The sequence below is a fragment of the Paraburkholderia sp. NPDC080076 genome (assembly GCF_050281145.1).
Taxonomy (GTDB): Bacteria; Pseudomonadota; Gammaproteobacteria; order Burkholderiales; family Burkholderiaceae; genus Paraburkholderia.
Genome location: NZ_JBNNWQ010000012.1, coordinates 146525 through 170733 on the forward strand (window position 1 = coordinate 146525; position 24209 = coordinate 170733).

21 protein-coding genes are annotated in these 24209 nt (G+C 60.4%); 10 read left to right on the forward strand and 11 right to left on the reverse strand.

Annotation, left to right across the window (positions count from 1 at the left end):
- The first annotated feature begins 27 nt into the window (after positions 1–27).
- The 5 genes from ACQKRQ_RS35235 to ACQKRQ_RS35255 are packed head-to-tail and all read left to right on the forward strand — an operon-like array spanning position 28 to position 5678.
- Positions 28–2427 carry a xanthine dehydrogenase family protein molybdopterin-binding subunit gene (locus tag ACQKRQ_RS35235; RefSeq protein WP_427482161.1) on the forward strand — a complete coding sequence of 800 codons (2400 nt, stop codon included), beginning with the start codon at positions 28–30 and terminating at the stop codon, positions 2425–2427.
- Positions 2424–3251, forward strand: coding sequence for an FAD binding domain-containing protein (locus ACQKRQ_RS35240; RefSeq protein WP_427482163.1), 828 nt, complete (start codon positions 2424–2426; stop codon positions 3249–3251). The genes ACQKRQ_RS35235 and ACQKRQ_RS35240 overlap by 4 nt, the downstream gene beginning before the upstream one ends.
- Positions 3248–3766, forward strand: a complete 519-nt coding sequence (locus tag ACQKRQ_RS35245) for a (2Fe-2S)-binding protein (protein ID WP_427482165.1) — start codon at positions 3248–3250, stop codon at positions 3764–3766. Before ACQKRQ_RS35240 ends, ACQKRQ_RS35245 begins: the two co-directional genes overlap by 4 nt.
- A gap of 29 nt (positions 3767–3795) precedes the next feature.
- A complete protein-coding gene (locus ACQKRQ_RS35250) occupies positions 3796–4500 on the forward strand; it encodes an SRPBCC family protein (protein ID WP_427482167.1) in 705 nt (234 codons plus the stop codon).
- Positions 4497–5678: a DUF1116 domain-containing protein gene (locus ACQKRQ_RS35255; RefSeq protein ID WP_427482169.1), complete on the forward strand. Its 1182-nt coding sequence runs from the start codon at positions 4497–4499 to the stop codon at positions 5676–5678. The genes ACQKRQ_RS35250 and ACQKRQ_RS35255 overlap by 4 nt, the downstream gene beginning before the upstream one ends.
- A 146-nt stretch (positions 5679–5824) precedes the next feature.
- On the opposite strand, the gene ACQKRQ_RS35260 is transcribed toward ACQKRQ_RS35255, so the two are convergent.
- Positions 5825–6370, reverse strand: coding sequence for a MarR family winged helix-turn-helix transcriptional regulator (locus ACQKRQ_RS35260; RefSeq protein ID WP_427482171.1), 546 nt, complete (start codon positions 6368–6370; stop codon positions 5825–5827).
- Between the two features lie 8 nt (positions 6371–6378).
- A complete protein-coding gene (locus tag ACQKRQ_RS35265) occupies positions 6379–7032 on the reverse strand; it encodes a DUF1989 domain-containing protein (protein ID WP_427482173.1) in 654 nt (217 codons plus the stop codon).
- Between the two features lie 289 nt (positions 7033–7321).
- Between ACQKRQ_RS35265 and ACQKRQ_RS35270 the strand changes: the two genes are divergently transcribed.
- The 4 genes from ACQKRQ_RS35270 to ACQKRQ_RS35285 are packed head-to-tail and all read left to right on the forward strand — an operon-like array spanning position 7322 to position 10520.
- Positions 7322–8356, forward strand: coding sequence for a transporter substrate-binding domain-containing protein (locus ACQKRQ_RS35270; protein WP_427482175.1), 1035 nt, complete (start codon positions 7322–7324; stop codon positions 8354–8356).
- A gap of 21 nt (positions 8357–8377) precedes the next feature.
- Positions 8378–9022 (forward strand): amino acid ABC transporter permease, encoded by a 645-nt coding sequence (locus ACQKRQ_RS35275; RefSeq protein WP_132379953.1) that lies wholly within the window; start codon positions 8378–8380, stop codon positions 9020–9022.
- On the forward strand, positions 9019–9678 hold the full coding sequence (locus tag ACQKRQ_RS35280; protein WP_427482178.1) for an amino acid ABC transporter permease: 660 nt from the start codon (positions 9019–9021) through the stop codon (positions 9676–9678). Before ACQKRQ_RS35275 ends, ACQKRQ_RS35280 begins: the two co-directional genes overlap by 4 nt.
- A gap of 20 nt (positions 9679–9698) precedes the next feature.
- Positions 9699–10520 carry an amino acid ABC transporter ATP-binding protein gene (locus ACQKRQ_RS35285; RefSeq protein ID WP_427482180.1) on the forward strand — a complete coding sequence of 274 codons (822 nt, stop codon included), beginning with the start codon at positions 9699–9701 and terminating at the stop codon, positions 10518–10520.
- Between the two features lie 787 nt (positions 10521–11307).
- Here the strand turns inward: ACQKRQ_RS35285 and ACQKRQ_RS35290 are convergent.
- The 9 genes from ACQKRQ_RS35290 to ACQKRQ_RS35330 all read right to left on the reverse strand — a co-directional run bounded on the left by ACQKRQ_RS35290 (position 11308) and on the right by ACQKRQ_RS35330 (position 22825).
- Positions 11308–11628 (reverse strand): DUF4148 domain-containing protein, encoded by a 321-nt coding sequence (locus ACQKRQ_RS35290; RefSeq protein WP_427482324.1) that lies wholly within the window; start codon positions 11626–11628, stop codon positions 11308–11310.
- Between the two features lie 1075 nt (positions 11629–12703).
- A complete protein-coding gene (locus ACQKRQ_RS35295; RefSeq protein ID WP_427482182.1) occupies positions 12704–13984 on the reverse strand; it encodes an ABC transporter substrate-binding protein in 1281 nt (426 codons plus the stop codon).
- Positions 13962–15032 carry a porin gene (locus tag ACQKRQ_RS35300; RefSeq protein WP_408318250.1) on the reverse strand — a complete coding sequence of 357 codons (1071 nt, stop codon included), beginning with the start codon at positions 15030–15032 and terminating at the stop codon, positions 13962–13964. The genes ACQKRQ_RS35295 and ACQKRQ_RS35300 overlap by 23 nt, the downstream gene beginning before the upstream one ends.
- Positions 15033–15340: 308 nt before the next feature.
- Entirely contained in the window at positions 15341–17056 is a 1716-nt protein-coding gene (locus ACQKRQ_RS35305; protein ID WP_427482184.1) for a hydantoinase B/oxoprolinase family protein, read from the reverse strand.
- A gap of 7 nt (positions 17057–17063) precedes the next feature.
- The gene (locus ACQKRQ_RS35310; RefSeq protein ID WP_427482186.1) at positions 17064–19139 is read right to left on the reverse strand and encodes a hydantoinase/oxoprolinase family protein; all 2076 of its coding nucleotides are present in this window, start codon (positions 19137–19139) and stop codon (positions 17064–17066) included.
- Positions 19140–19420: 281 nt separating this feature from the next.
- On the reverse strand, positions 19421–20137 hold the full coding sequence (locus ACQKRQ_RS35315) for an ABC transporter ATP-binding protein (protein WP_427482188.1): 717 nt from the start codon (positions 20135–20137) through the stop codon (positions 19421–19423).
- Entirely contained in the window at positions 20134–20904 is a 771-nt protein-coding gene (locus tag ACQKRQ_RS35320) for an ABC transporter ATP-binding protein (RefSeq protein ID WP_427482190.1), read from the reverse strand. The genes ACQKRQ_RS35315 and ACQKRQ_RS35320 overlap by 4 nt, the downstream gene beginning before the upstream one ends.
- On the reverse strand, positions 20901–21938 hold the full coding sequence (locus ACQKRQ_RS35325; RefSeq protein WP_427482192.1) for a branched-chain amino acid ABC transporter permease: 1038 nt from the start codon (positions 21936–21938) through the stop codon (positions 20901–20903). The genes ACQKRQ_RS35320 and ACQKRQ_RS35325 overlap by 4 nt, the downstream gene beginning before the upstream one ends.
- Entirely contained in the window at positions 21935–22825 is an 891-nt protein-coding gene (locus tag ACQKRQ_RS35330) for a branched-chain amino acid ABC transporter permease (protein ID WP_427482194.1), read from the reverse strand. The genes ACQKRQ_RS35325 and ACQKRQ_RS35330 overlap by 4 nt, the downstream gene beginning before the upstream one ends.
- Positions 22826–23247: 422 nt before the next feature.
- Here ACQKRQ_RS35330 and ACQKRQ_RS35335 point away from each other — a divergent pair, with 422 nt between their 5' ends.
- Positions 23248–24207: an NAD-dependent epimerase/dehydratase family protein gene (locus ACQKRQ_RS35335; RefSeq protein WP_427482196.1), complete on the forward strand. Its 960-nt coding sequence runs from the start codon at positions 23248–23250 to the stop codon at positions 24205–24207.
- Positions 24208–24209 lie beyond the last annotated feature (2 nt).

The following is a 24209-nucleotide window of genomic DNA, read 5'->3' on the forward strand; positions in this document are numbered from 1 at the left end:
GACCCGGCTCTCTTCACGAGGCAAACGATGAAACGTGCAGTCACAGTCAAGTCGCCGGACCGGCCGCAGGGCATCGGCGTATCGCTGCCGCGCAAGGAAGACGACCGCTTCCTGCATGGCCGCGGCGAATATGTCAGCAATATTCGCATGGTCGGAATGGTCGACGTCGCGTTCGTGCGCAGCCCGATCGCACATGGCCATATCGTTGGAATAGAGAAGCCGGCCGGTTTGGAAAAATCGGTCTACACGCTGATCGATCTCGACAATGTGAAGCCGATCGTAGCGAATTCGGGGCTGCCGGGTTTCAAACCGTCCGAACAGCCCGTACTCGCCAGCGGTAAGGTTCGCCAGGTGGGCGAAACCATTGCGATGTGCGTCGCGGCAACGCGCGCTGCCGCGGAAGACATCGCGGCGCAGGTGTTCGTGGACTTCGAAGAACTGCCCGCTGTCGTCGACATGCTCGACGCTCGCCGCGAAGGCTCCGCACTCGTGCACGAGCATTGGGGGGACAACGTCTTCCTCGAAACCTTTGTCGATGCGAAGCCCGACGTCGACCTCGACGCGATCCGTCGCGATGCGCCGATCAAGGTCCGCCGCAAGCTACGCACCTCGCGCCAAAGCATGGCGCCGATGGAAGGTCGCGGCGTCGTCGCGCACTGGGATAGACGCCTCTCTCAGCTGATCATCCACACGTCGGCGCAGATGCCGCACATCACTCGTACGGGCCTCGCGCATTGTCTCGGTCTCGATGAAGGCCAGGTCCGCGTGATCGCGCCCGACGTCGGCGGGGGGTTCGGCTACAAGGGCATCCTGTTGCCGGAAGAAGTCTGCTGTGGCTGGCTTGCGATGCATCTGGAGAAGCCGGTCCGCTGGATCGAGGATCGCCGCGAACAGTTGACGGCCAATGCCAACTGCCGCGAGCACGACTACGACATCACCGCGTATGCCGAACTCGACGGCCGGCTTATCGCCGTCGAGTGCGAGGCTAGCGTCGACTCAGGCGCTTACTCGTCGTATCCGTTCTCCGCCTGCCTTGAGGCCGCGCAGGTGGGCAGCATTCTGCCCGGCCCATACAAGATGGATCGATATCGCTGCCGCACCTGGTCGGTCGCGACGAACAAGCCGCCCATCCTGCCGTACCGTGGCGTAGCTCGTACCGGCGTGTGCTACGCGATCGAAACGGTCATGGACGCGATCGCCGTGGAAGCCGGCATCGAACCCTACGAAGTGCGACTGCGCAATCTCGTCGAACCGCACGAAATGCCGTACGACAACATCACCAACAAGCACTTCGACAGCGGCGACTATCCAGAGGCCGTACGGCGGGCCATCGCCGCCATCGATCTTCCCGCGATACGCGCGCGTCAACGGCGCGGCGAACCCGATGGTCGCCGGATCGGTTTCGGTCTCGCGGTCTTTTGCGAGCAAGGCGCACACGGCACCTCCGTCTATCATGGCTGGGGTATTCCGATGGTGCCGGGCCGCGAGCCGGCCGTCATTCGCCTCACCCCCGACGGCATTCTCGAAGTGCGGGCCGGCGTGCATTCGCACGGTCAGAGCATGGAGACGACGCTTGCGCAGATCGCGCACGAGGTGCTCGGCATCGATACGGAACGCGTACGCATCGTACTTGGCGACACCGGTGTGACGCCGTATTCGACCGGCACATGGGGCTCGCGCTCGATCGTGATGGCTGGCGGCGCACTAGGGCAGGCCTCGAAGGAACTCAGACAGCGGATGATGAAAATCGGCGCATGGCTGCTGATGGAGCCGCTCGACGCCGTGCGTTGGGAGCACGGCGCAGTTGTCGGTGCGCAAGGCCGCTGCACCATCGCCGACATTGCGCGAACGTGGTATCTCGCGCCACAACTACTGCCGCCCGACGTCGATCCGCGCGGCCTGGAAGTGTCGACGTCGTATCAGGCTAAACGCGATACCGGCACGTTCAGCTACGCGTGCCATGCGGTCGTCGTAGCCGTCGACACACAACTCGGCAAGACTGAAATTCTCGACTACGTGATCGTCGAGGACGGCGGCGTGCTGATTAATCCGATGGTCGTCGATGGGCAGGTATTCGGCGGTGCAGCGCAGGGAATCGGCACGGCCCTTTACGAAGCCATGCCGTACAGCGAGGACGGCCAGCCGCTTGCCTCTACCCTCGCCGACTACCTGCTGCCCGGCGCCACGGAAGTCCCCGCTATCCGTATCGAACACATGGAAACGCCCGCTCCGTACACCGAATTCGGACAGAAAGGCATCGGCGAAAGCGGCGCGATCGGCTCAGCGGCCGCGATCGCGAATGCCGTCAACGATGCACTGCGGCCGCTCGGCGTTCAGGTCGACCAGTTGCCGATCTCGCCGCGTGTCATTGTCGAAGCTATGCGATCGGCAACGCCGGCTCGCGCCGCCAAGGGGATGCCAGCATGAAAGCCGCGATCTACGACTATGCAAAGCCCGGTACCGAAGATAGCGCGATCGCGCTGGTTGGCGCCAGCGATGGAATGGCGAAGTTCGTGTCCGGCGGCCAGTCGCTTGGCCCGATGATGAATCTGCGGCTCACGCAACCCGAGACGCTGGTCGATCTGCGCGGTATCGCGGCGTTGCGTGAATGCGGCAACGAAGGTAACAGGACGCTGATCGGCGCATGCGTGACGCACGCGGAGATCGAAGATCGCAAGATCGACGACGGTACACAGGGATTGATGCCCTATGTGGCGCGCGGCATCGCGTATCGCGCGGTGCGCAATCGCGGCACACTCGGCGGCAGTCTCGCTCATGCCGATCCGGCTGCCGACTGGATTAACACGATGTATGCCCTCGACGCGGAATTTCTCGTCGCGGGCCCGCATGGGACCCGCTCGTTGACGGCAGCCGGCTGGATGAGCGGCGCGTTCACGACCGCGCTGGAGGCCGACGAGATTCTCACCGGCGTGCGCTTTCGGCGCCTGTCGCCTGCCGCGCGCTGGAGCTACTACAAGTTCAATCGCAAGCCCGGCGAGTTCGCGGAAGCGATTGCGGTCTTCATCGACGATGCGCCGGCCGGCATTTGCCGCGCCGTGATCGGTGCAATCGACGGGCCGCCGCATTTGATCGAAAACGCGCGCGCGTTGCTCGACAACCCCAATGCGGCGCTGCTCGATCCGCATCTCGACGCAGCGGGTCTCGAAACCGGGAGCTACGAATACCAGGTGCATCGCGTGGCGCTTGAACGGGCTGCGGCGATCGTCCGCGAAAACAGGAAGCAGCAATGACCGATATCCTCACTCAACGGATCGAACTGCGGATCAATTGCGAGCAGGTGTCGGCCGCTGTCGAACCGCGCACGAGTCTCGCGGATTTTCTGCGCGAGCATCAGATGCTGTGCGGCACGAACCTCGGTTGCGAACAGGGCGTGTGCGGCGCGTGCACGCTGATGGTCGACGGCATGCCGACCCGCTCGTGCATCACGTCGGCGGTCTCGTGCTCGGGTTCCGACGTGCAGAGCATAGAAGGCTTCGACAGCGACGACGTGATGAACGAACTGCGCACCGCCTTCACGGCAGAGCACGCGTTGCAATGCGGCTACTGCACGCCGGGAATGCTGGTGACGGCGCGCGATATCGTCACCCGCCTGCCCGACGCAGACGACGACCGCGTGCGCCTCGAACTCTCGGGCAACCTGTGCCGGTGCACCGGCTATGTCGGTATCGTGCGAGCGATCCGGCGCGTACTGGATGCGCACCGGGCGAGTCAGCGTGCACCGCTCGCCGCGACTGCCGCAACCTGATCCCCTAGTCTCAAGAGACCGGACCACGAATGGAAATTGAGCAAAACTTTACAGTGCCCTACCCACGCGATGTCGTATGGGCCTGTTTTCGCGACACACCTGGGATCGTAGCGTGTCTGCCCGGCGCGTCGCTGACCGCGCCACCAGACGACGGCCGTCTGAAGCTCGCGATGACCGTCAAACTCGGGCCAATCGTGGCAAGCTTTGCCGGCGACGGCGAGATGAAGCTGGACGATACAGCCTGGCGTGGCAGCGTTATTGGCGGCGGGGTGGATCGCAAGAGCGCGTCACGCGTGAAGGGGGAAGCGTCGTTCTCACTCGACGACCCGACGCCTCGCGAGACGCGCGTCGACGTGAAGGTGGACTACGCGATCGCCGGCAGCCTTGCGCAGTTCTCGCGTGGCGGCATCGTGAAGGAACTCGCCACACGGATGACCGAAGCCTTCGCTGCGAACCTCAAGGCCCGGCTGGATCTCTCGGCTTCGCAAGTCGCAGCTACGACCACCGCGCCTGCTGCCGAGCCGGAGCTGGCAACCGTTTCAGCCCCCGACCCGGTGACGACGCCAGCCGCAACAGTTCCACCCGTTTTGCAGCCTACGGATGTCATATCAGCCCATACGGCTAACCCGGCTACGCAGCCGTCCGCTAATGCCCCGCTCAACCTCGGCAACATGTTCTGGAAAATCCTGTGGTCGCGTGTTTGCGGGCTGTTCGGCTTCGGAGTCCGCAGATGACATCCCCGGTCCAGGATGCCGCGCTTCAGCGCCTGCAAGCGGTTCGTCCTCAATGGCGCGCTGTGCGCTTCGCACGCGATGCCGTTGGGCTGCCCGAGTTCACGCTGCTGCATGCAGGCCCTCCGTATGAAGACCCATGCAGGCCACCCCCGCCGGTGCTGTCGTCGGCGGTGTTGTGCTGTCTGTATGAAGGCTGGGCGGCAAGCGAGCAGGATGCCGAACACCTGATCGCCACCGGCCGCGTGAAACTTGTCAGCGCCCAATCCTATGAAGTGGTTACGCCGCTCGCAGCCGTGATTTCGGGCAGCACGGCGCTTGTCGAAGCCGGCGATCCGACTGGCGCCGCCTGGTCGCTGCTGGGCAGCGGCGCGGGGCCGCAACTGCGCTTCGGCTCACGCGACCCCGCGATTCTCGACCGCATGAAATGGCGCGACTCGATTCTCGCGCCGGCACTCGACACAGCGCTGCGCGGCGAACCCGTCGATCTCTTAGCGCTCGCCCGGCACGGCCTCGACAACGGCGACGATCTGCACGCCCGCACGACCGCCGCAAGCGCAGCGCTCTACGACGTGTTGTCCGCACGACTCACCGATTCGTCGATCCATGCGATGTTGCAGCAGACGCCGCTGTTCTTCCTCACGCTGTGGATGGCCGCGTGTCGCCTGATGACGTCGGCTGCCGCGCGAAATGCGGATCCGGCATCGACGCTCGTCGTCTCGCTCGCGGGAAACGGCATCGACGTCGGCATTCAACTGGCGGGCCGCCCGTCGCACTGGCACACCGCCGCTGCTGCTGCGCCGGCAGGGCCGGCCATCAATCCCACGCTCAAGGTCGCTGCTGCTCCTTTGACCGGAGACAGCGGCGTCATCGATGTAGCCGGTTTCGGAGCGCAGGCGCTCGCACTCGCGCCTGAACCGGCGGGTGCCTTCGCCGCGTGGCTGCCGCCCGAATGGCAACGCGAGCAAGCCCAACTGTACGCGGGTTCCCACCCCTGCTTTACTGATCTCCACTGCGGACTCGATGCCGCGCGAGTCGCCTTACACCGCGTCGCGCCGCTCGCTGCGATCGCAATGATCGGCGCCGATGGCCGTGCCGGTCTGCTAGGCCGCGGTCTCTTCGCTGTTCCGCAGAGTCTGTTTGCGTCGGCCGTTCAATCTCTCGAAACGCGATGCTCGTGAGCTGTTCCGTGACAGCCTTTGGCAACGACTTCGCGACCAGAATCGCCTCTGGGCTGTCAGTTGCAGAGGCGAGGCCCGGATCGATGGCGCCTGGCAAATCCTCACTGTCGCACGCACGATCCACGCTTCGCCAAAAGGCAGCAATGTCAGTCGTCGTCGCTTTTCTTCGCGGCGCCACCGACCGGTGTTCGGCTCAGATCGTTATTGGTCTCGACGAGCAACGTCAGATAAGTCATGAAGCGCTTGCGATCCTCGGGCGGCAGCGCGGCGAGCGTCCGCTCGTGAGCCCGCGCGACACCCGTCTCGAGCCGCGCCAGCAGCGCCCGTCCAATCTCCGTCAGCTCCGCCACCTTCTTGCGTTTATCCGTCTTCGACACGCGCCGCTGAATGAAACGCCGCTCGACCAGCCGCCCAATCACGTCGGCGGTATTGGCGCGATCGAGACCGACGGCGCGCGACAAAGCAATCTGTTCGGACGGCCCTATCTGCTCCAGCGCAGTGAGAATGCTGTATTGCACTGGCGTAATACCCTCTGGCGCGCACTCTTCGACAAATAACGCGACATGGATCTGATGCAGCCGGCGGATCAGGAAGCCTGGGCGTGCATCCAGCGCGGTATGACGCCAGGCCTTCGACGCGCTGTCGCTCGCGCCTGCCCTGTCGGGTTTTGCTTTATTCGGACTCGCCACCATGACCTGCCTTATTTTGCCTGCGGAGGGTTATCTGACGTGGCGCGCGACACCGTGACCTCGACAGGCGTGGGTCGGAAGCCCGACGAGGGATTGTTCTGTTGTGGGCAGTTCGACAACACAGCAATAACGGGCATCTCCGCGCGCAGCACCACGTAGTCGCCTGCTTTCGACGGGCTTGGCGCAATCTCGACCTCGCCCTGCTGGCCGAACGTCACACGCATGAAGAAGTTGATGTTCGAGACGATTTCCGACGGCCCCAGAGACCACTTCGCCAGTTCCTGCGCGAAGTTGCTGCGGCAACTCAGTTTGTTATGGACGCCGTAGCGGAGGAAGTCCATCTCGTGGCTGCAACATCCCGCGAGCGTGTCGTGAAAACCGCAGGTGTCGTCGAGCACCGAAAACATCTTGCGCGCGCGATCGGAATAGATCGTGGTGCCCTTGGTCACATACAACGAGCGATTGAGTTTTACCGTGTTCGGAACGTTGAGCCGGTCGAGCGGCAATTCGCCGGAGTAGCAGAGAAAGTCGACCGCCTGCTGCCCCTCCAGATCGACAATACGCAACTGATCGCCCGTCTCCAGCCGCATCGACCAGCGGCCGCCCGGTTCGATGATTTCACGATAAGCCGGTTCTTGGAACGTAAGATCGCCGCCGTCTTTCATTTGGTCCAGCCTCCATGCTTCTTGTCAAATTGGTCAACGGTAAGTTGATTCGTCAGTATGCATCGTATCAGTACAAAAACAGAAATTCTCTTCTTTCTCGTCTCTGTCCGTCACGCACGTTTTTTGTGCGCCGTCTCCTTTATCGCGCAACGGCGCCAAAGCCGTTGCATTGACTCAAATGAGTGCATTTTGTCCATTCTGTGGGGGCTTAAGTCTTTTGTTGGTGCGCAGATTGCCCTCTATCGACGCATGTATGCGCTCGCCTCGACGCTCACATCGGCACGGCGCGGTGCTCGTCGAACTGGCATGTGAATTGCATCGGAGACGCGCAACTTGTCAGTGTGCATACGAATTTTCGAATGCGTACGAACGAGACGGCCTTTCGGCCACCAAAGCGCACGCTTCGCGCGCCATCCGAGTCATTACACCAAGAGGGGTATTCATGTCGTCTCTCACCATCCAAAGTGCCGCAACGGACAAGACTTTCCGCACCGGCTTCAGCCGGCTCGCGCTGTCGTCTCTGCGTTCGCTGTTCGCTATTGCCGCCTTTGCGGGCGCTGCGCACATCGCATCGGCTGCCAGCGTCGACGAGATCAAATCGCGTGGCTATATCTCGGTCGCGACCGAAGACGATTTCAAGCCATTCGAATTCGTCGATAACGGTGCCCCCACCGGCTATGACAACGAGATGCTCGCGCTAGTGAAGAAGAAGCTTCCGGTACAGGTGAAGCAGCAGATCATGCCGTGGTCGGGCATCCTGCCGGGCGTAACGACAGGCAAGTACGACATGGCTGTCACTGCGGTTCTAGTCACGCCGGAGCGCAAAGGCACCTTTGATTTCACCGCGCCGCTGGCGGAATCGACGACGTTTTTTGCGACCAAGAAGGGATCGCCCATTAAGTCCGCCGACGACCTGATCGGCAAGGTGATCGGCGTGCAGACCGGCAGCGCAATGCTGGCCGACGTGAAAGCATTTGACGAGCAACTGAAGAAAACCCACGGCGGCAACGGCCTCAAGCAGATTGTCGAATATCAGTCGTATCCGGAGACCTATCAGGATCTCGCGCTCGGACGGCTCGACGCCGTCGCCAATACGCAGATCAATCTCAACTCACTAATCAGGACGCGGCCGGACACATTCGTAATCGGTCAAAAGATAGGCAGCCCAGTGTATATCGCATGGGCGGTCAAGAAGGGCGACACGGCTGCGCTGCAGATGGTCAACAGCGTGCTCCTCGACCTACGCAAGAGTGGTGAGATGTACCAGGTTCAGAAGAAGTGGTTCGGCGCCAGCTTCGAATCGATGCCGCAGTCCATCAACTGACCTCGCAGGCGAGCCCGCTTAATGACCGCTTACGATTACTGGAGCATCACGCAAGGTGCACTCGCGACCATTTCGCTGTCGCTCATCAGCATCGTGCTCGGCGTTCCGCTCGGGCTCGCACTGGCGCTGATTCGCTGGGCGAAAGTGCCGGTGCTCGACCGCTTCGTGTACTCCTACGTCAGCGTCATCCGGTCGTGTCCGACCGTGACGTTGACCTTGCTGGTGTTCTTCGCGTTGCCCCAGCTCGGACTATCGCTCGATCCGCTGCCCGCCGCGATTGTCGCGTTGACTATCAGCACGTCGGCCTTCAACTGCGAGATATGGCGCAGCGCGCTCGTCGAATTTCCGCGCGATCAATACGATGCAGCGCTGTCGTTCGCGATGCCGCGTTTCACCCGCATACGGCGCATCGTGATGCCACAGGTTTGCCGCGCGAGTCTGCCCGGCCTCGTGAACGAAATGACGCTGCAGATCAAGTCGACGCCCGCGGTGGCAGTGATCGGCATTGTCGAGATTACGCGCGCTGCGTTGCGTGTCGGCTCGAACACGTATGAGCCGCTGCCTCCGTTCATCTTCGCGCTCGCGCTCTACGGCCTGATCGTGTTCGCTCTCATCAGGCTGCAACGTGCGGTCGAGAAACGTCTTCGCTCCGGAGGCATGATTTGATCAACAACTTCCTGATCATCTGGCAGCAGCGCGACATCGTGCTGGCTGGCCTGCTCAACACGGTGATCCTTCTAGTCATATCCGGCGTGGCGTCGCTCGTACTGGGCGCGCTACTTACGCCTTTGCTCATGTCGGAGAACAAGGCGGTCAGCCGCGCGGCCACCGCCTACGTCGATGCCATGCGTTGCGCGCCATTTCTGCTGTTTGTCTACCTGATCTACTTCGGCTTGCCGACGCTCGGCATCAGAATGTCGAACTGGTCGGCTGGCGCAGTCGCGCTGATTCTCTACAACACGGCTTACATGGGCGAGTTGCTTCGCGGCGCCTGGCTCGAACTTCCGGCATCGTTGATCGAGTCGGGCAAGGCGTTCGGATTTCGCGGTCTCACCCTGTTACGACGGATCATTCTGCCGCCGGTCATGCTGCGCGCGATGCCCCTGGTCGGCAACCAGTTGATCCAGATCGTCAAGGACAGTGCGTTTCTGACCGTCATCGCCGTCGGCGAACTGACCCATGAAATGACGGGCATTCAGGCCACCTACTTCATTCCGTTCGCTGCGTTCGTCGCGGCGGTCCTCCTTTACTGGTGTCTCTGCCTTGCAATCGAAGCCGGCACCGGGATGCTGAACAAATTCGCCGAGGAGCGTCGAGCGTGACCCCGACCTTGCCTTTGACAATGCCTGAAACAGAAACGGAAAATTTGCCCCCCGTCGATACGTCGCCGAACGTCCTTAGGCTCGTCGGCATCTCCAAGTCGTTTGGCGATAACCACGTTCTGCGAGACGTGTCTTTGCAGGTCGCGCAGGGCGAGACCGTTTGCCTGTTAGGACCGTCCGGATGCGGCAAGTCGACGCTGCTGCGCTGTATCAACTGGCTCGAAGTGCCCGACGCAGGCAGCGTGCATGTATCCGGCCAACGGATGGGCGTGCGCGACAACACCCGTATCAGGATGAGCGATGCCGATCTGGCAAAAATGCGTGCCAAAATCGGCATGGTCTTCCAGCATTTTGCTTTGTGGCCGCACCTGAGCGTCATCGAAAACGTGATGGAGGCACCGCTGCACGTGCTCAAACGCGACCGCGCGACCGTGCGCGAGGAAGCGATCGAACTGCTTACCCGCGTCGGCCTTGCCGACAAGCACGACCAGTTTCCCTCACGCCTTTCTGGGGGGCAGAAGCAACGGGTCGGCATTGCCCGCGCTCTTGCGATGAAGCCGGACGTACTGCTGTTCGACGAACCGACCAGCGCGCTCGATCCAATGCTGGTTGGGGAAGTGCTGAGCGTGATGAGGTCCCTTGCCAACGAAGGTGCGACGATGGTGATCGTCACGCACGAAATGGAATTCGCGCGACAGGTAGCCGATCGTATCGTGTTCATGGACGGCGGCCAGGTTGTCGAAACGGCGACGCCGGCCAAATTTTTCGGCTCACCGGACTCGCTGCGCGCAAGGCAGTTTCTGGCGCGATTTCATGGACATGGCGGCAACGCTTCGGTTTGAGGTCGAGATGGACTTTTAATCTCGAGCTTGCGCGCGACGGGAAATGGCCGTGCGGTGGGTCTACGGGTAGGGAAAGTTGGGTCGCGATGAGCCACGGTCACGATCGAACCAGGCATTGCCGCGACGACATTCAGCGGATTCGAGGGATCGGCTACTGAGCGGCTAAGACGCGGCGGTTCCGCATGTGCGGTAATGCGCTAATCGATCAATCTCATGCGGACATTACTTTAGGATTACCTGGACTCGCTTTGACAGCGCCTTTTGAGCGGTAAAACCGCGACTAAAGGTTCCGGCAGAATCGACTGTTAGTTGCATTTTTATCATGCCCAAACATTCATCCAACCCGGACTGTTCCCGATTGCGAATGCCATCGATAAGCTCGTAGGGCCAATTGTTAACGACGTGCGACAGACCTGTCGCTCCGACAGTCCACGAGACTCGTGTCGCAATCTCCGACTGGCGCTCGTGGGCGCCCTCCCCTCACACTGCACACTCGTCAACGACGACGAGCTTGTGCGCGGCCTTGATGAGGCGAGCGGATTTCCCTGAACCAGGAGCTCCAGCGGCGTGTCGTGCGTACTGCGAGCGTCAATCACGTACGCCAGCAGATTACGCAAATCCGCCAGGAGTTTTCGTGGTTTGGGAAGAATTAGATTAAAACCGGCTCGCTATCGAGGTGACTCCCAGTTGCGAGCCGGTTGCATGAGTGACGGTGCACAGCGGAACCGCGCTCGAAGGACTGTGTTGCTGAGTGGACTGCGCAGCAGCGGCCCGTCCAACTCTTTGATCATTGACCAAAAAATACAGAGCGCGGGCCAGTGGAGTCTGCCTCGGTTTTGTAGGCATGAACACCTGACGTCGACGAGCCGCTTACTACGCCGCCGTAGGTTGCCGAACCGTTCTGTTCAGCGATACGTGCTTCGGCGGCCTGGATGTTCTGCGGGTAGTCGGAGCTATTTGCCCGCGCCGGGTCATAGCCAGCCTTCTCGAGCTGGGCCAGTTGAGCGCGGACCTCGGCGCGCGTAACCGGCTGATTCACTTGTGCAAACGACACGGCCGGTGCGGCAAAAACGAGTGCAACAGCGATTGCATTGATGAGCGATTTCATGATTTGAACCTCAGCGATCATTTCAAATGTTGCTACAGACACACCGGTCTGCAACTCATCAAAGCAGTCTACGAGCCGTATTTATCAGGGTAAATACCTAATTGGTGAAAGCACTGTTGCGGGAATCGAAACAGTAGTCGAAACGGTTACCGCATGGCCGCGCCAACCCGCCAAGCTAACGGATTTGAAGTGGATGGCGTGTCAGGTTGTTTTCCAGACTAGCGCGGCTCACCGACAGCCGTGGCTCCGCCGCCGGATGCTTTTCGCAGTGTGACGATAGGACACCGCCTTGCGCTAGGCTCGTTGGCTCTCTGAATTCGTCGCCGGCGACAACGAAGAAGGTTCGGCAACTTGGAGTGCGCATGCTTGCCGGCAAACTTGTAGACTGCTTTCTCCTGCGTGCGACGCTTGACAAGAACGCTCCAGCTGGGCCTCAAGGGGCTTCTCTCGGAGTCGGCGCGAAGTGGGGAGTTCGTTCATTGTTCGCAGCGGGGGCATTTCGCCGGGCGGTGGGCGGTGGGCGGCGAGTGCCATGACGGCCCGCTGTCTTCCTGCCGATATGCGTGCATTCGGGGTTGATCCGGCGACGCCACCTGGAAGAGCTCACTCATGCATACCAGCGGGGCCAGTTGTTTTTTGATGAGTACGCCAAGCTTTCGTTTGCCGGCCAGCTTCCATCGCATCCGTCACTACGGTCTGCTGGCCAATCCGGTGCGTCAGGCAACCTGGCGACGATACGGGACGTCGCTACGCGCACCGGCTGCGAGTCGCAAGCGATGGCCGAGAAACTCCGCCGTTCATGAGAGCACTTCACTCCCCTAGCCGCACAAGACTCCCGCCTCTCGGACCACTTCGCGGGCCCTTCCTCGAGCGCGTCCACCGCCCGCCAGCGCGCGTTGTCGTGTACTCCTTAGGCCGCAAGCAAGGGAGGGCGTCGAATAACGCGTAACAATTCGAACTGGTCTACTTATTCCGCGCAAGGCGGCGTGCTCGCCATATATCACGTGATGTCTCGCCGAAATTTCCGCTCAAGCTCCCCCGCCGATCTCCGTTCCGCCCATCACGAGCGGCGGCGCTACTTCGCTTGTGCCACGCGTTTTTCCAACTCAGGCGACGGGATGCGTGCCAGCTCGACCACTTTGCCGTTGCGTATCTGCGTAATGATGACGGGCAGCAGCATCTCCTGCGGCGTCCCGTAGGTGGACGCTCCGCCGAACGCGGCCGGTCCGTAGCTTGACTCGAAGGTGATCTTCGGCAGCGTCTGAGCAACGACGCGCGGATCGATGCTCCCCGACTTCTCCATTCCCGCCTTGAGCGCCATCACAGCTTCCCACGCCGACATGCCGGCAATATCGAGCGGCTCGTGCATCGCCGGCTCGAACGCTGCGGCCACTTGACGCTGCACCGGCGTCGCGTTGGGTCCGGCAAAGTCGGCGCCCAGCCCCATATAAAGGTTTTCAACCGCTTTGCCTCCGGTGCGAATCACCGCATCGGACACCGTACCCGCCGACGCGATGCGAACACCATTCCACCCTTGATCCGCGATCGCGCGATAGAGCACACCAATGTCACCAGGCGGCGCACCTAGTGTATCGATCGCGTCCGGTTTGGTTTGCACGACCTTGGTTGCCACCGGTTGGAACTCGGTTGTGCCGCGCTCGTATTTCACGTAAGTGAGAACCTGAATGCCCAGCGCCTTGAGATGCGGCATGGCGGATGCCACTGCCTCTTCGTCGGCAGCGTCATTCGGGCTGATCAGCGCGATCGTTTTTATCGACGGATTCTGTTTCTTGACAAGTGTATAGAGCGGCCCCAGAAACTCGGTCGGCGTGTTCGTGATCGTGAAGGTTAGTGGATATTTCGGACCCTTGATCGAATTGGACCAGCTCACGGTAAACATGAGAATACCGGCGCGCTCTGACATACTCTGCGTCGCCGCGACGGCCTGCGTCGACATGCCGAATACGACATAGCGGATGCCGTCCCGATTGAACATCGTCTGGGCGACCTTGACCCCGTCGGCCGCCGTGTACTTGTTGTCGTACGCCGTCACCGCATAGTGATAGATCTTCCCGTTGACATTGACGCCACCATGGTCGTTCACATATTTGACGGCCATTTGCGCGACCCACTCCGCACTCATGCCCCAACTCGCTCCAGCACCCGACATCGGCACCGTCATTCCAAGGTGGATCACGTCGTCCGCTAACGCGGGCATGACGAACGTCGCGTTGATCGCCCACGCCGCGCATGCGGCGGCCAGCGTCCGACGTACAAACGAATAGTTATGCATCGTCCCCCCTGTAGCCCCACCGCGCAGGCGTGTCGGCCAGCTAGAACGTGTGCCGGATGCCAACCATGCCGCCGGTTTGGGACGCGCCGAAAGACGTGTTGAAACCGGCTCCGTCAATGCCAACGTTACTGCCTTTCGTGTTCCAGATCTTGGAGACCTGCGCGTAGAAGTCCGTGGTCTTGGAGACGAAGTAGTCCGCGAGAATCACGCCGCTTGTCGGGCCGTTGTGCAAATTGCGGATCTGCATGTGGTACCCGCCCGCGGACAGCGAAAACGCCGGCGTGAAGCGATAGAACAGACCTGACCAGTAAAGGTTCGAACTTTGCGCCGACGCGCCGTTCTGCCCATTCAGCCAGCGATACCCCAGATAGCCTGTAAGACTGCCATACGTATAGGACGCACCGGCCACGACGCGCTGCAGCGCATTGCTCTGTGTGGCAATCGACGTGCCCTGCTGCTGATCGAACACGACACCTGCGCTAATCGGCAGCGAGCCCTGATACATGGCCATCAGTTCCCATTCACGCCCGACCTTGCTTGCGCCGGGGACCTGCGCGCCGTTCACGATCGTTGAATCGAAGCCCGTGCTGTACATGCCGCCCAACGTAAAGCCAGCACGATTGATCGTGTAACGCACCGAATTGTCCATTCGCGAGGCGAGGAACGAATCCATCGGATACGCCGAATAAAAGGCGAACTGCAAGGGGTCATACGTCCATAGATATTCGTACGCGAGATTTTTTTGCCGGCCCACGGTGACGGTACCCCACGTTTTGCTGTCCAGCCCGACTACCGACGTACGCCCGAACTCGCGACCGCCCTGCGAAGACTGACCGGTGTTGATGAGGAAGCCGGATTCGAGGGTGAAAATCGCCTTGAGACCGCCACCCAGGTCCTCGACCCCTTTCAGGCCCCATCGATCGCCGAGCAGATTGCCCGCCTGCATCTGGACCTGACTGCTATTGGTCTTGTTACCGGTCGTCGTGGGGACCTGATTCTTGTATTCGATGCCGACGTCGAGCAAGCCGTACAGCGTCACCGACGATTGCGCGCTAGCTATTCCGGACACGGCGCCAAACGCCAGCGCGACGCAGATTTTCTTGTTGGTCATGAGAGACCCTTTCAATTCAGTCCAGCTCAGGATGAAGCGCGCATTAGCCAGAGATCAGAAGACCCACGCTCGTCGCGCACTGATTTTTCTCCGAAACTCACCAGCCTTTCTTTGATAGGTATCCTATTTAATCAAAAGACAAATCGTCCTTCCTGAAACAACTTCTTCGAGATTCATGGTGTTCCGCCCTTCTACTCCGAACATCGCCAATCTTTCCCGGAGAATGACTTTAGTTTAGCCATCTAAGTGTTGCAGCCAATCAGGTGAATCCCTATCGGCTGATGCCCTACTCGCCGCTGTCGCGCTTGTCACCGCACCGATCGGCGCGCGGCAGTCGCCGTGGCATCGATCGCATGTGTAACAGGATCGATGACGACGCCATAATCGCGCAACGCACCTTCCACCGACACGTAACCGTCGAGTACGTCATCCAGTACCAACTGCGGATCACGTGCATAGGGGTCGCCGTATCCGCTGCCGCCTTGAGACTGATACTGGAATGTCTCACCGGCTTTCAGCTCGAATGCCGCCGAATGCGTAAGCGGTCTCTCATCGTCCGTATCCGGATTGATCGACGAGCGCAGACGCAGGGGACTGCGTCCACCAAATGCACCTTGCGGCTCTCCCGCCTGCATGCGACGGAAGTTGAGCGTGCAGTCTTCCAGTACGCGGTAGCGTTTTCGATAGCCCAAACCGCCCCGAAACTGGCCGGCGCCCGCCGAATCCGCAATTGTTTCGATGCGCTCGACCTGCACCGGATATTCGGTCTCGATGATCTCGACAGGCGTGTACGGCGTGTACTGATGCATCGGATTGACGGCCAGATTGCCATCGTGCGTCGGCGTACCGCCAAGCGAGGGCGACATCAGTTCATAGGAGACCGCCGGCCTGCCCGAGCGGGCCTGGCGAAAGCCGAGTACTGGCCCCGAGGTGCCAAATCCGCTCGTCGCCACCGCACGTGCGGGATTGAAGCGCGCGAGTGCCATCAGGCACGCGCTGTACAGCATGGCAGTCGATGCAAAATACGATCCGACTGGCGCGGGAAACCTCGCTTCGGTGACCAGGCCGGGCTTACTGACAAGGCGAATCGGCCGCAATGCGCCATAGTTAAGCGGAATGGATGGATCCATACTCGTGATGAGTGAGAGTGCCGCCGCGGCAAGTTGCGATTGCGGACGAATGTTTTGCGGGCTTGCCACCTGCGGGCTGCTGCCGGTCACGTCGAATGTGATTGTGTCGGCTTCTTTTCTCACCCTGACGTTAAAGCGTACTGGTGCCTTGAACAGATGACCATCGGCCTCGAAATGGGTTTCGCCTGTATATTCTCCGTCCGGCCATTCGAGCAGACCGCGCCTCACGCGTCTTTCGGTGACGTCCTGCAACTCCTGAAACGCCGCGCGGATCGTGTCCACCCCGTAACTCTCACACAGCGCCCTCACCTTCTCCGCACCGACGCGTGTGCAACCAACCTGTGCCTGCAAATCGCCGCGCAACGCATCGGGTTGCCGGCTATTGCGCATCAACAATCGAACGACGTCTTCGATTGGCCCGTCTGCCGTCGCATAGCGGACCGCGGGAATCAGAAAGCCTTCGTGATACAACTCGCGCGACGCGCCCGATGCAGACCCGGGCACCATGCCGCCAATATCGCTTTTGTGCGCGATACTCGCCGCAAAGCCGAGCACATCGCCGTCGAAAAAGATCGGTGTGACGATTGCAATATCGGAAGCATGGAACGAGCCTCCCAGATACGGATCGTTGGCGATGAAGCTGTCGCCCTCGCGCATCGTATCCAGCGGGTATTGTTCGAGAATGGCGCGCAACGTGAACTGATAGGGCATCAGGTGAACTTGCGAGCCTGAGAATACCGCGCAGCCGTCGCGGTCTGTAATCACCGCGCTGCCGTCTTTCGACTCGCGCAAAATCGTTGAGTAGCCGCCGTGAAACAGCAGATGTTCCATTGTCGACACAATTTCGCGCAGCCGGTTATTCAGAACTTCCAGCGTGACAGGATTCACAATCATGATCGCCTCACACCTCCACAGTGATGATCAGCGTGCCGAAGCGAACGACTTCGGCCTTCTGTCGCGGCAGCAACACCGTAGTCGAATCGAGTTGTTCGATGATCGCCGGTCCTTCGATCACATCACCGCGCCGCAAGCGCTCGCGGTGATACACCGGCGTGTCGATATAGTCGTCGAACTCCTCAAAGCGGGCGCGCCTCGTGCCCACGCGCGCGGCATCCGTGGAGCCCTCTCCTTGCGGCACGTCGGGTAAGGTCAGATGAGGGACCGCACTCACGGACACCAGCCGCAAGTTCACGACCTCCGGCGTTTCGTGCGGCGCGGAAATCGCGTATACGCGCAGATGGGCCTCGTCGAATGCACGCCGCACGGTTTCCTTATCTGCATCGAGGAACGGCGGCGCCACGCATGGAATCGTCAGTTCATAGCCCTGATACGGATAGCGCAAGTCCATCTGATAATGCAGTTCCACTTCAACGGACCTGAAACCTTCCGCGTACGCTTCGTCAAGCGCCCGTTCGCGGAGCTCGCCGAACAGCTGATTGATCGTGGCCACGGAGAGCGCCGGTAACGGCGCGGGATGACTGCGCAGGTAGAAATGCTTGACGTCCGTTTGCAGTAGCCCCATCGCGCAACTTATGCCGGGATGCGGCGGCACGATCACGCGTGGAATGCCGACGTTTCGCGCCACGCGCGCTGCGTGTACCGGCCCCGCACCGCCGAATGCCACGAGCGCGAAGGTCCGGTGATCGAGCCCGCGCTCGGCAAACGCAAGGCGTGTATCGACTTCCGTATTTACATTGACGATCGCGATGATGCCAAGCGCCGCCTCTTCGACGCTCAACCCCAGCGGCTCGGCAATGCGCTTGCGAATCGCTTCGCGCGCAAGGTTCGCGTCGAGCTTGACCTTGCCGCCCACAAGCGCATGCGGTTCAAGATAACCGAGCACGAGATTGGCGTCGGTCACGGTGGGCAACTCGCCGCCGCGGCCGTAACACGCGGGACCCGGCGCGGCGCCTGCCGATTGCGGCCCCGCCTTGAGCAATCCGTCCGGACCGATACGCGCGATTGTGCCGCCGCCCGCGCCCAGCGTGTTGATGTGAATCATCGGCGTGCCGACGTCCTGGTGGTTGATGCTGCCGTCGCGGTTTTCCTGGTATTCGCCGCCCACCAGCACCGCGATATCCGTACTGGTGCCTCCCATATCGAACGTGACGACATTCGGCTCACCCACTGCCAGGCCGAGTTGTGCACTGAATACCACCCCCGCCGCCGGGCCGGACAGTAACGTCTGGTTTGGATAGTTCGCGGCCATGTCGACACGCATCAGGCCGCCGTTCGACTGCATGATGAAACGTTGCTGTGTCGTTAGATTCAGCTCTTTCAGGCCCGTCGACAGCCGGCGCAGATAGTTCTCGATTACCGGACCGACATAGGCGTCCACGACGGTCGTCGACGTACGCTGATATTCGCGTATCACGGGCAGAATGACGCTCGACAGCGACACGCGGCACCCAGGAAATTCCTCACGAATGATCTGCGCCGTGCGCGCTTCGTGAGCATCGTTCATGAACGAGAAGAGGTACGCCACAGCAATTGCCGACACCCCCCGCTCTCTCAATCGACGCACCGCCGCGCGCACGCCGGGTTCGTCCAGCGGTTCCAGTTCGCTGCCGTCGAAAGCGATCCGTCCGTCGATTTCTTCGATATGGCGCTGACGTACGAGTGGGCCAGGCTTGCGCCAGAATGTATCGATCGCATCCGCACCCACCGGCCGCAATCCACCGCGCAGTTCATATACGGCCCGAAAGCCACGGTTTATCAGCAGCCCGGCCGTCACCCCTTTGTGTTCAAGCAGCGCATTGGTCGCAACCGTAGTGCCATGAGCGAAGAACTGAATCTCGGCCGGTGTCACCGCCGGGAACTCATCCATTAGCGTGGCCAGGCCGTTGAGCACCGCGCGCGAAGGATCATCCGGGGTCGACGGAACCTTCGTGACATGCAGCGTCTGGCTTGTCACTTCTAGCGCGGCGACGTCCGTAAACGTCCCACCTGTGTCGATTCCGATTATCCAGTTAGACATTCAACACTCCGATGTACTGCGCTCGCGTATTGCTCCCACGAGGCGGCCGGAAAACCACATTCACCCCTGACAATCCGGGCCGCTTCCGTTTTCATTCCAACTCCACTTAGATACCTAACGATATAACGCACAGTCCCACTTTCAACCAGGTAGAACCCTTGCGACGGAAAATATGGCAAGCTGCGCGCTGATACGCAAGCGCACAACCGCAGGAGCGAATGGGCAAGTGCAAAAGGCCGCATGCTCTACGCATGCGGCTCCAGAACTGCGGGATGCGTGGACTAGAGTCCCAGGTAGGCGCGGCGAACGTTCTCGTCGTCGGCGAGCGCCTTCGACCGCCCGTGCAGATGGATATATCCGTTTTCCACGACGTAGGCCTCATCCGAATGCTTGAGCGCCAGCGACGCGTTCTGCTCGACCAGTAGCACGTCAATGCCGTCTTCGCTGACCGAACGAATGATGTTGAGAATGCGTTGAACGATGACCGGAGCAAGGCCCACCGAGGGCTCGTCCATCAGCAACAGGCGAGGTGCTGCCATCAAGGCGCGCCCGAAGGCGACCATCTGTTGCTGGCCGCCGCTCAGCATCGAGGCCTTTGCATTGAGCTTGGTCGTCAGATCGGGAAAGTACTCGAGCACCTGATCGAGCGTGCGCTTGATGGCCACCTTGTCGGTCCTGAGCCACGCACCAATCTTCAGGTTCTCGAGTACAGTCATTGAGTGGAAGAGTCTTCGGCCTTCCGGTACGAGTACGATGCCACGCTGTGTAATCTGATCGGGCTTCAAACCGGTGATGTCTTCGCCGCAGTAGCGCACTCGCCCTTTCGCAACCGGCAGCATGCCGGTGATGCCTTTCATGATGGTCGTCTTGCCAGCGCCATTCGAACCGATCAAGGTGGTCAGCGTGCCATGCTTGACCGCAAAGTCGACGCCGAACACGACGCACACCTTACCGTAGCGGATTTCGAGTCCCTCGACGGCCAGACACTCGCTGCTCATGCATCGTCTCCCAAATAGGCCTTGATCACCTCAGGATTGGTGCGAATCTCCGCCGGTGTTCCCGAGGCGAGCAGTTGCCCATAGTTGAGTACCATGATCCGGTGCGAAATCCCCATCACCGAACGCATGTTGTGATCGACGAGAATGATCGTCGTGCCGTACTCGGCCTGAATGCGCTTGATGATGTCGATCGCGAAGTTGCTTTCGGTGGAGTTCAATCCGGTGAGCGGCTCGTCAAGGCCGAGCAGAACCGGCCGTGCGGCAAATGCGATCGCAATGCTCAGCATGCGCTGGCGGCCGTGAGGAAGCGTGCCGGCTGTTTGATCGAGAAGCGTCTCTAGTCCCAGCAATTCCGCGGTCTCGAGTACGCGCCGTTTTCGTGACGCGTGATCACGCAGGCTTTGCATCGTGCCGACAAGGATGTTGTCGTAGACGCTCATCGTGCGAAGCAGACTGCTGTGCTGAAACGTACGACCGAAACCGCGGCGGCTGATCTTGGTGGCGCGAAGCTTCGTCACATCTTCGCCGCGAAAATAGATGCGGCCACGCGACGCTCGCGTGTGCCCGCTGATCACGTTGAACGTCGTGCTCTTTCCGGCGCCGTTCGGACCAATCAGTCCAAGCACTTCGCCTTCGCGAACCTGAAAACTCAGATTGTCCAGCGCCTTGACGCCGCCATACTGCCGGCTAATGCCGTCTGCGACGAGCAGCGGTTCGTTGCTTGAGCTGGTCGATGAGCTGGCCGACGAGGTAGCGGGTGTACTCATTGCTTTGACACCTCCGTGCGGCTCCCCATACGCTGTTCCGAGCCGCGAAGCGACGAACGCCATCCAGTCCGCCAGAACGAACCTTCGACTATCCAGCGCCAGACACCCAGCAACCCGTCGGGCAGGAACAGCATGCTTGCAGCGATTGCGCCACCAAACACAATCTCTTCCCATTCACTATGACCCTGCAAAGCCTGATCGAGACATGTCAGGATTGCCGCGCCGATCACCGTGCCAATGATGTGACTCTGGCCGCCGATCATGATGTACGCGAGCAGGAACACCGCGACGGAGAACTGGAAGTCCGGCGGGCTGATGATCGCATTCGTAAACGCGGTCAGCGAACCGACGAAACCGACCGCCACCGAAGCAAGTACGAGACAGATCACTTTGACTCGAATGATATCGACACCGACCGACGCCACGATCGAATCGTTGTCGCGAATCGCCTGAAACAGCCTGCCGAGTGGCGAGCGTTCGCAGAGATAGAGAATCAGCATCCATACGCTGCACACGCTCAACACCAGTGCGGGCAACCAGCCTTCCATGTAGGGCGGCAGATAGATCCCGACCATGCCCGCATTGCCGCCTACGTAGTCCCACTTCGTATAGATCAGCCCCATCAATGCGGTGAAAGAAAAACCTATCAGCATGAAATAAGGGCCTTTGACGCGCAGGCATACAACGCCGAACAGGCAACTCGTCACGCCGGCCACTGCGCTACCCAGCAGGATCGCCGCGATAAACGGCCAGCCGAAGTTGACCGTGGCGATTGCCGTGGCGTATGCGCTCAAGCCCATGAACGCTGCGGTTGCAACGTTTTTTTCGCCGATCAGCAGAACAAAGCGCAAGCAGACCGCCGCCAGCGAATTCAGTGCGATCCACATCACCATGCTCTGACCATAGCGATTTTCCGCAAAGATCGAATAGGCGAGTAGCGCGATGAAGATTGCGGCAACCAACACTCGGCCAACGCGCGGCATCTTCCTGACCGATTGCCCCGTGAGTGCCACGCTTGCTTTTTCCGTGTTCATACGATCTTCACCGCTTGGCCCATGAATCCGCGCGGACGCAGGAGTAGGAAAATGATCACCAGGATGTTCGACACGATCGCCGCACTGGTGAGGTCAAAGTAATAGCCACCGAAACTCTCAATGGCCGCGATAAGAAAACTGGCGAGAATCGCACCTGGAATGCTGCCCAGGCCGCCGACGATAATGATGATGAACGCCTTGACGAGATAGTCGTCACTGATCGTCGGCGTCGTCGAGACCAGCGGAGCGATGAGACCTCCGGCGACTGCCGCGAGAATGGAACCCAGCGCGAACCCGTAGCACGAAATCCGGCGATAGCGGATGCCTTGTAGCATGGCCGCCTCGTAATCGTCCGAGATGGCGCGCAGCGCATTACCCAGACGGGAGCGCTGCACGAACGCGTTGAGCGCGAGCGTGACTCCAATCGCCACGCCAAAGATCAGCAATCGCTGTGCATTGACCACGCCACCTAGCACGGTGATGTCGCCTGATACAAGCCGTGGTGTGACGCGTGGCGCCCCGCCGAACACCGCGAGCAGGATGCCCTGCCCCATGAACAGGAAGCCCAGCGATAAGGTGAACGACCCGAGCAGGTCGCGCGTGAATTTGTAGAAACCGCCCCAGTACAGCGCCATGGAAAGCACTGCGATGAAAACGATTGAACCGACGAAAGAAGCGATATACGCGGCCCAAACGGGCCAGCCGAAGGTGTTCGTCAATGTCGGTAGCGCACTCGAAATCAGCAACGCCGTAGCGGCAAAGAACTGACCGTGCGCGAAATTGATGATCTTCATCGTGCCGAAGATCAACGTGAGTCCAAGTGAAAACAGCACATACACCGAACCGATTTCCAGCGTATTGAACAGCAATTGAATGAACAAGCCCATGTCCGCGGTCCTTTGTTCGGTTCGTGTGAAGGTCAGACTTGCAGCAGCATCGGGGACGCCGAACAACAGATCGGGAAAACGTTCACGTGAGCCTCCTCGGTGTGAATCGCCGTCTCATGGACCATTGCATGTTTCATGCGATCCCTATCTCATGGTGTCGAGCTTTCTTATGCATTTAATATTCGATGTCTAAGATTATGCCAGGGGTACAGTGAAGTCAAGACGAGTGGACGCCCGCGTAAACGCGAAGTGCGACGACGCACAGAGGGTCAAGCGAGTGTGCTGCGATGCGATAAAACAGGCGTCAATTGACAAAGCATGTTGTTTTGTTAGACTGCTAATCGTTTCATCCAGGCGGCTGCGTTCAGGACTCAACAACGCGCTTCGACCACAAGCAAGGAGACACTATGTCCAGATATCTGGTGATCGGCGGCAACGGGGTGATCGGTCACTTTGTCACTCGTGCACTGGTGGAAGCCGGGCATCGCCCCGTTGTGATGTCGCGAAGCGGTAACACTGAACTGATCAGCGACATCGCAGCTTCGTGTGATCTGCTGACTGGCGACGCGTCCGCTGCCGACAGCGTCGACGCCGCGATCAGCGCCCACGGCATCACGCATATCGCCCATCTCGGCGCAACCCTCACGAGCGTGACGGAGAATACGCCCGCGCTCGGTATGCAGATCAACGTTGGCGGCGCTGCCAACGTATTGGAAGCAGCAAGAAAGCACGGCGTCAAACGCGTAGTGATGGCGAGCAGCAAAGCCGCTTATTCACCCATCAGCGGAGAATTCGCCCATCCGACCTATCGGCCCATGCCGGAGACTGCGCCCACCGAACCCGCTACCGTGTACGGTATCTCGAAGCTGGCGGGCGAATTGCTCGGCCGCTGGTTTCGCGATCGCCACGGGGTTGAATTCGCCGCGCTGCGCTTTGGCTCGACGATCGGACCGGGCAAGATCTCCCGTCATGGTGGCGCGCACAGCAGGTACAGCGTGATTATGGAAAATCCGATGGCAGGGTTGCCGGCTGAGATTCCCAAAGGCGGCGACGCGGTATGCGACGCACTATTCAACGGCGAGGTAGCGCGCGGCATTATTGCGGCGCTCGACGCTCCCCGCCTCAATCACTCGGTGTACAACATCGCAACCGGGACCGGCTTTACGCTGAAGCAGTTTGGTGCGGCCGTGAAACGGCGCTTCCCAGACGCAGAGATATCCATCGGACCGGGTACCGATACCGGATCAATGAATTGCATTCTGGACGTAAGCCGCGCGAAAGAAGATTTGGGTTTCGTAGCCGACCATGATGTTGACCGGATCGTCGACGGCTACATTGCTACCATGCGTCGGCTCAATCTGCAGGCGCCCGCGCCTCACTGAAG

What these genes read in the sequence shown, in the direction of transcription:
- ACQKRQ_RS35290 (WP_427482324.1), bottom strand. Translation starts at nt 11,628, where the DNA reads ATGAAATCGCTCATCAATGCAATCGCTGTTGCACTCGTTTTTGCCGCA.
- ACQKRQ_RS35245 (WP_427482165.1), top strand. Translation starts at nt 3,248, where the DNA reads ATGACCGATATCCTCACTCAACGGATCGAACTGCGGATCAATTGCGAG.
- ACQKRQ_RS35315 (WP_427482188.1), bottom strand. Translation starts at nt 20,137, where the DNA reads ATGAGCAGCGAGTGTCTGGCCGTCGAGGGACTCGAAATCCGCTACGGT.
- ACQKRQ_RS35310 (WP_427482186.1), bottom strand. Translation starts at nt 19,139, where the DNA reads ATGTCTAACTGGATAATCGGAATCGACACAGGTGGGACGTTTACGGAC.
- ACQKRQ_RS35305 (WP_427482184.1), bottom strand. Translation starts at nt 17,056, where the DNA reads ATGATTGTGAATCCTGTCACGCTGGAAGTTCTGAATAACCGGCTGCGC.
- ACQKRQ_RS35320 (WP_427482190.1), bottom strand. Translation starts at nt 20,904, where the DNA reads ATGAGTACACCCGCTACCTCGTCGGCCAGCTCATCGACCAGCTCAAGC.
- ACQKRQ_RS35265 (WP_427482173.1), bottom strand. Translation starts at nt 7,032, where the DNA reads ATGAAAGACGGCGGCGATCTTACGTTCCAAGAACCGGCTTATCGTGAA.
- ACQKRQ_RS35240 (WP_427482163.1), top strand. Translation starts at nt 2,424, where the DNA reads ATGAAAGCCGCGATCTACGACTATGCAAAGCCCGGTACCGAAGATAGC.
- ACQKRQ_RS35330 (WP_427482194.1), bottom strand. Translation starts at nt 22,825, where the DNA reads ATGGGCTTGTTCATTCAATTGCTGTTCAATACGCTGGAAATCGGTTCG.
- ACQKRQ_RS35275 (WP_132379953.1), top strand. Translation starts at nt 8,378, where the DNA reads ATGACCGCTTACGATTACTGGAGCATCACGCAAGGTGCACTCGCGACC.
- ACQKRQ_RS35325 (WP_427482192.1), bottom strand. Translation starts at nt 21,938, where the DNA reads ATGAACACGGAAAAAGCAAGCGTGGCACTCACGGGGCAATCGGTCAGG.
- ACQKRQ_RS35260 (WP_427482171.1), bottom strand. Translation starts at nt 6,370, where the DNA reads ATGGTGGCGAGTCCGAATAAAGCAAAACCCGACAGGGCAGGCGCGAGC.
- ACQKRQ_RS35235 (WP_427482161.1), top strand. Translation starts at nt 28, where the DNA reads ATGAAACGTGCAGTCACAGTCAAGTCGCCGGACCGGCCGCAGGGCATC.
- ACQKRQ_RS35255 (WP_427482169.1), top strand. Translation starts at nt 4,497, where the DNA reads ATGACATCCCCGGTCCAGGATGCCGCGCTTCAGCGCCTGCAAGCGGTT.
- ACQKRQ_RS35300 (WP_408318250.1), bottom strand. Translation starts at nt 15,032, where the DNA reads ATGACCAACAAGAAAATCTGCGTCGCGCTGGCGTTTGGCGCCGTGTCC.
- ACQKRQ_RS35250 (WP_427482167.1), top strand. Translation starts at nt 3,796, where the DNA reads ATGGAAATTGAGCAAAACTTTACAGTGCCCTACCCACGCGATGTCGTA.
- ACQKRQ_RS35285 (WP_427482180.1), top strand. Translation starts at nt 9,699, where the DNA reads ATGCCTGAAACAGAAACGGAAAATTTGCCCCCCGTCGATACGTCGCCG.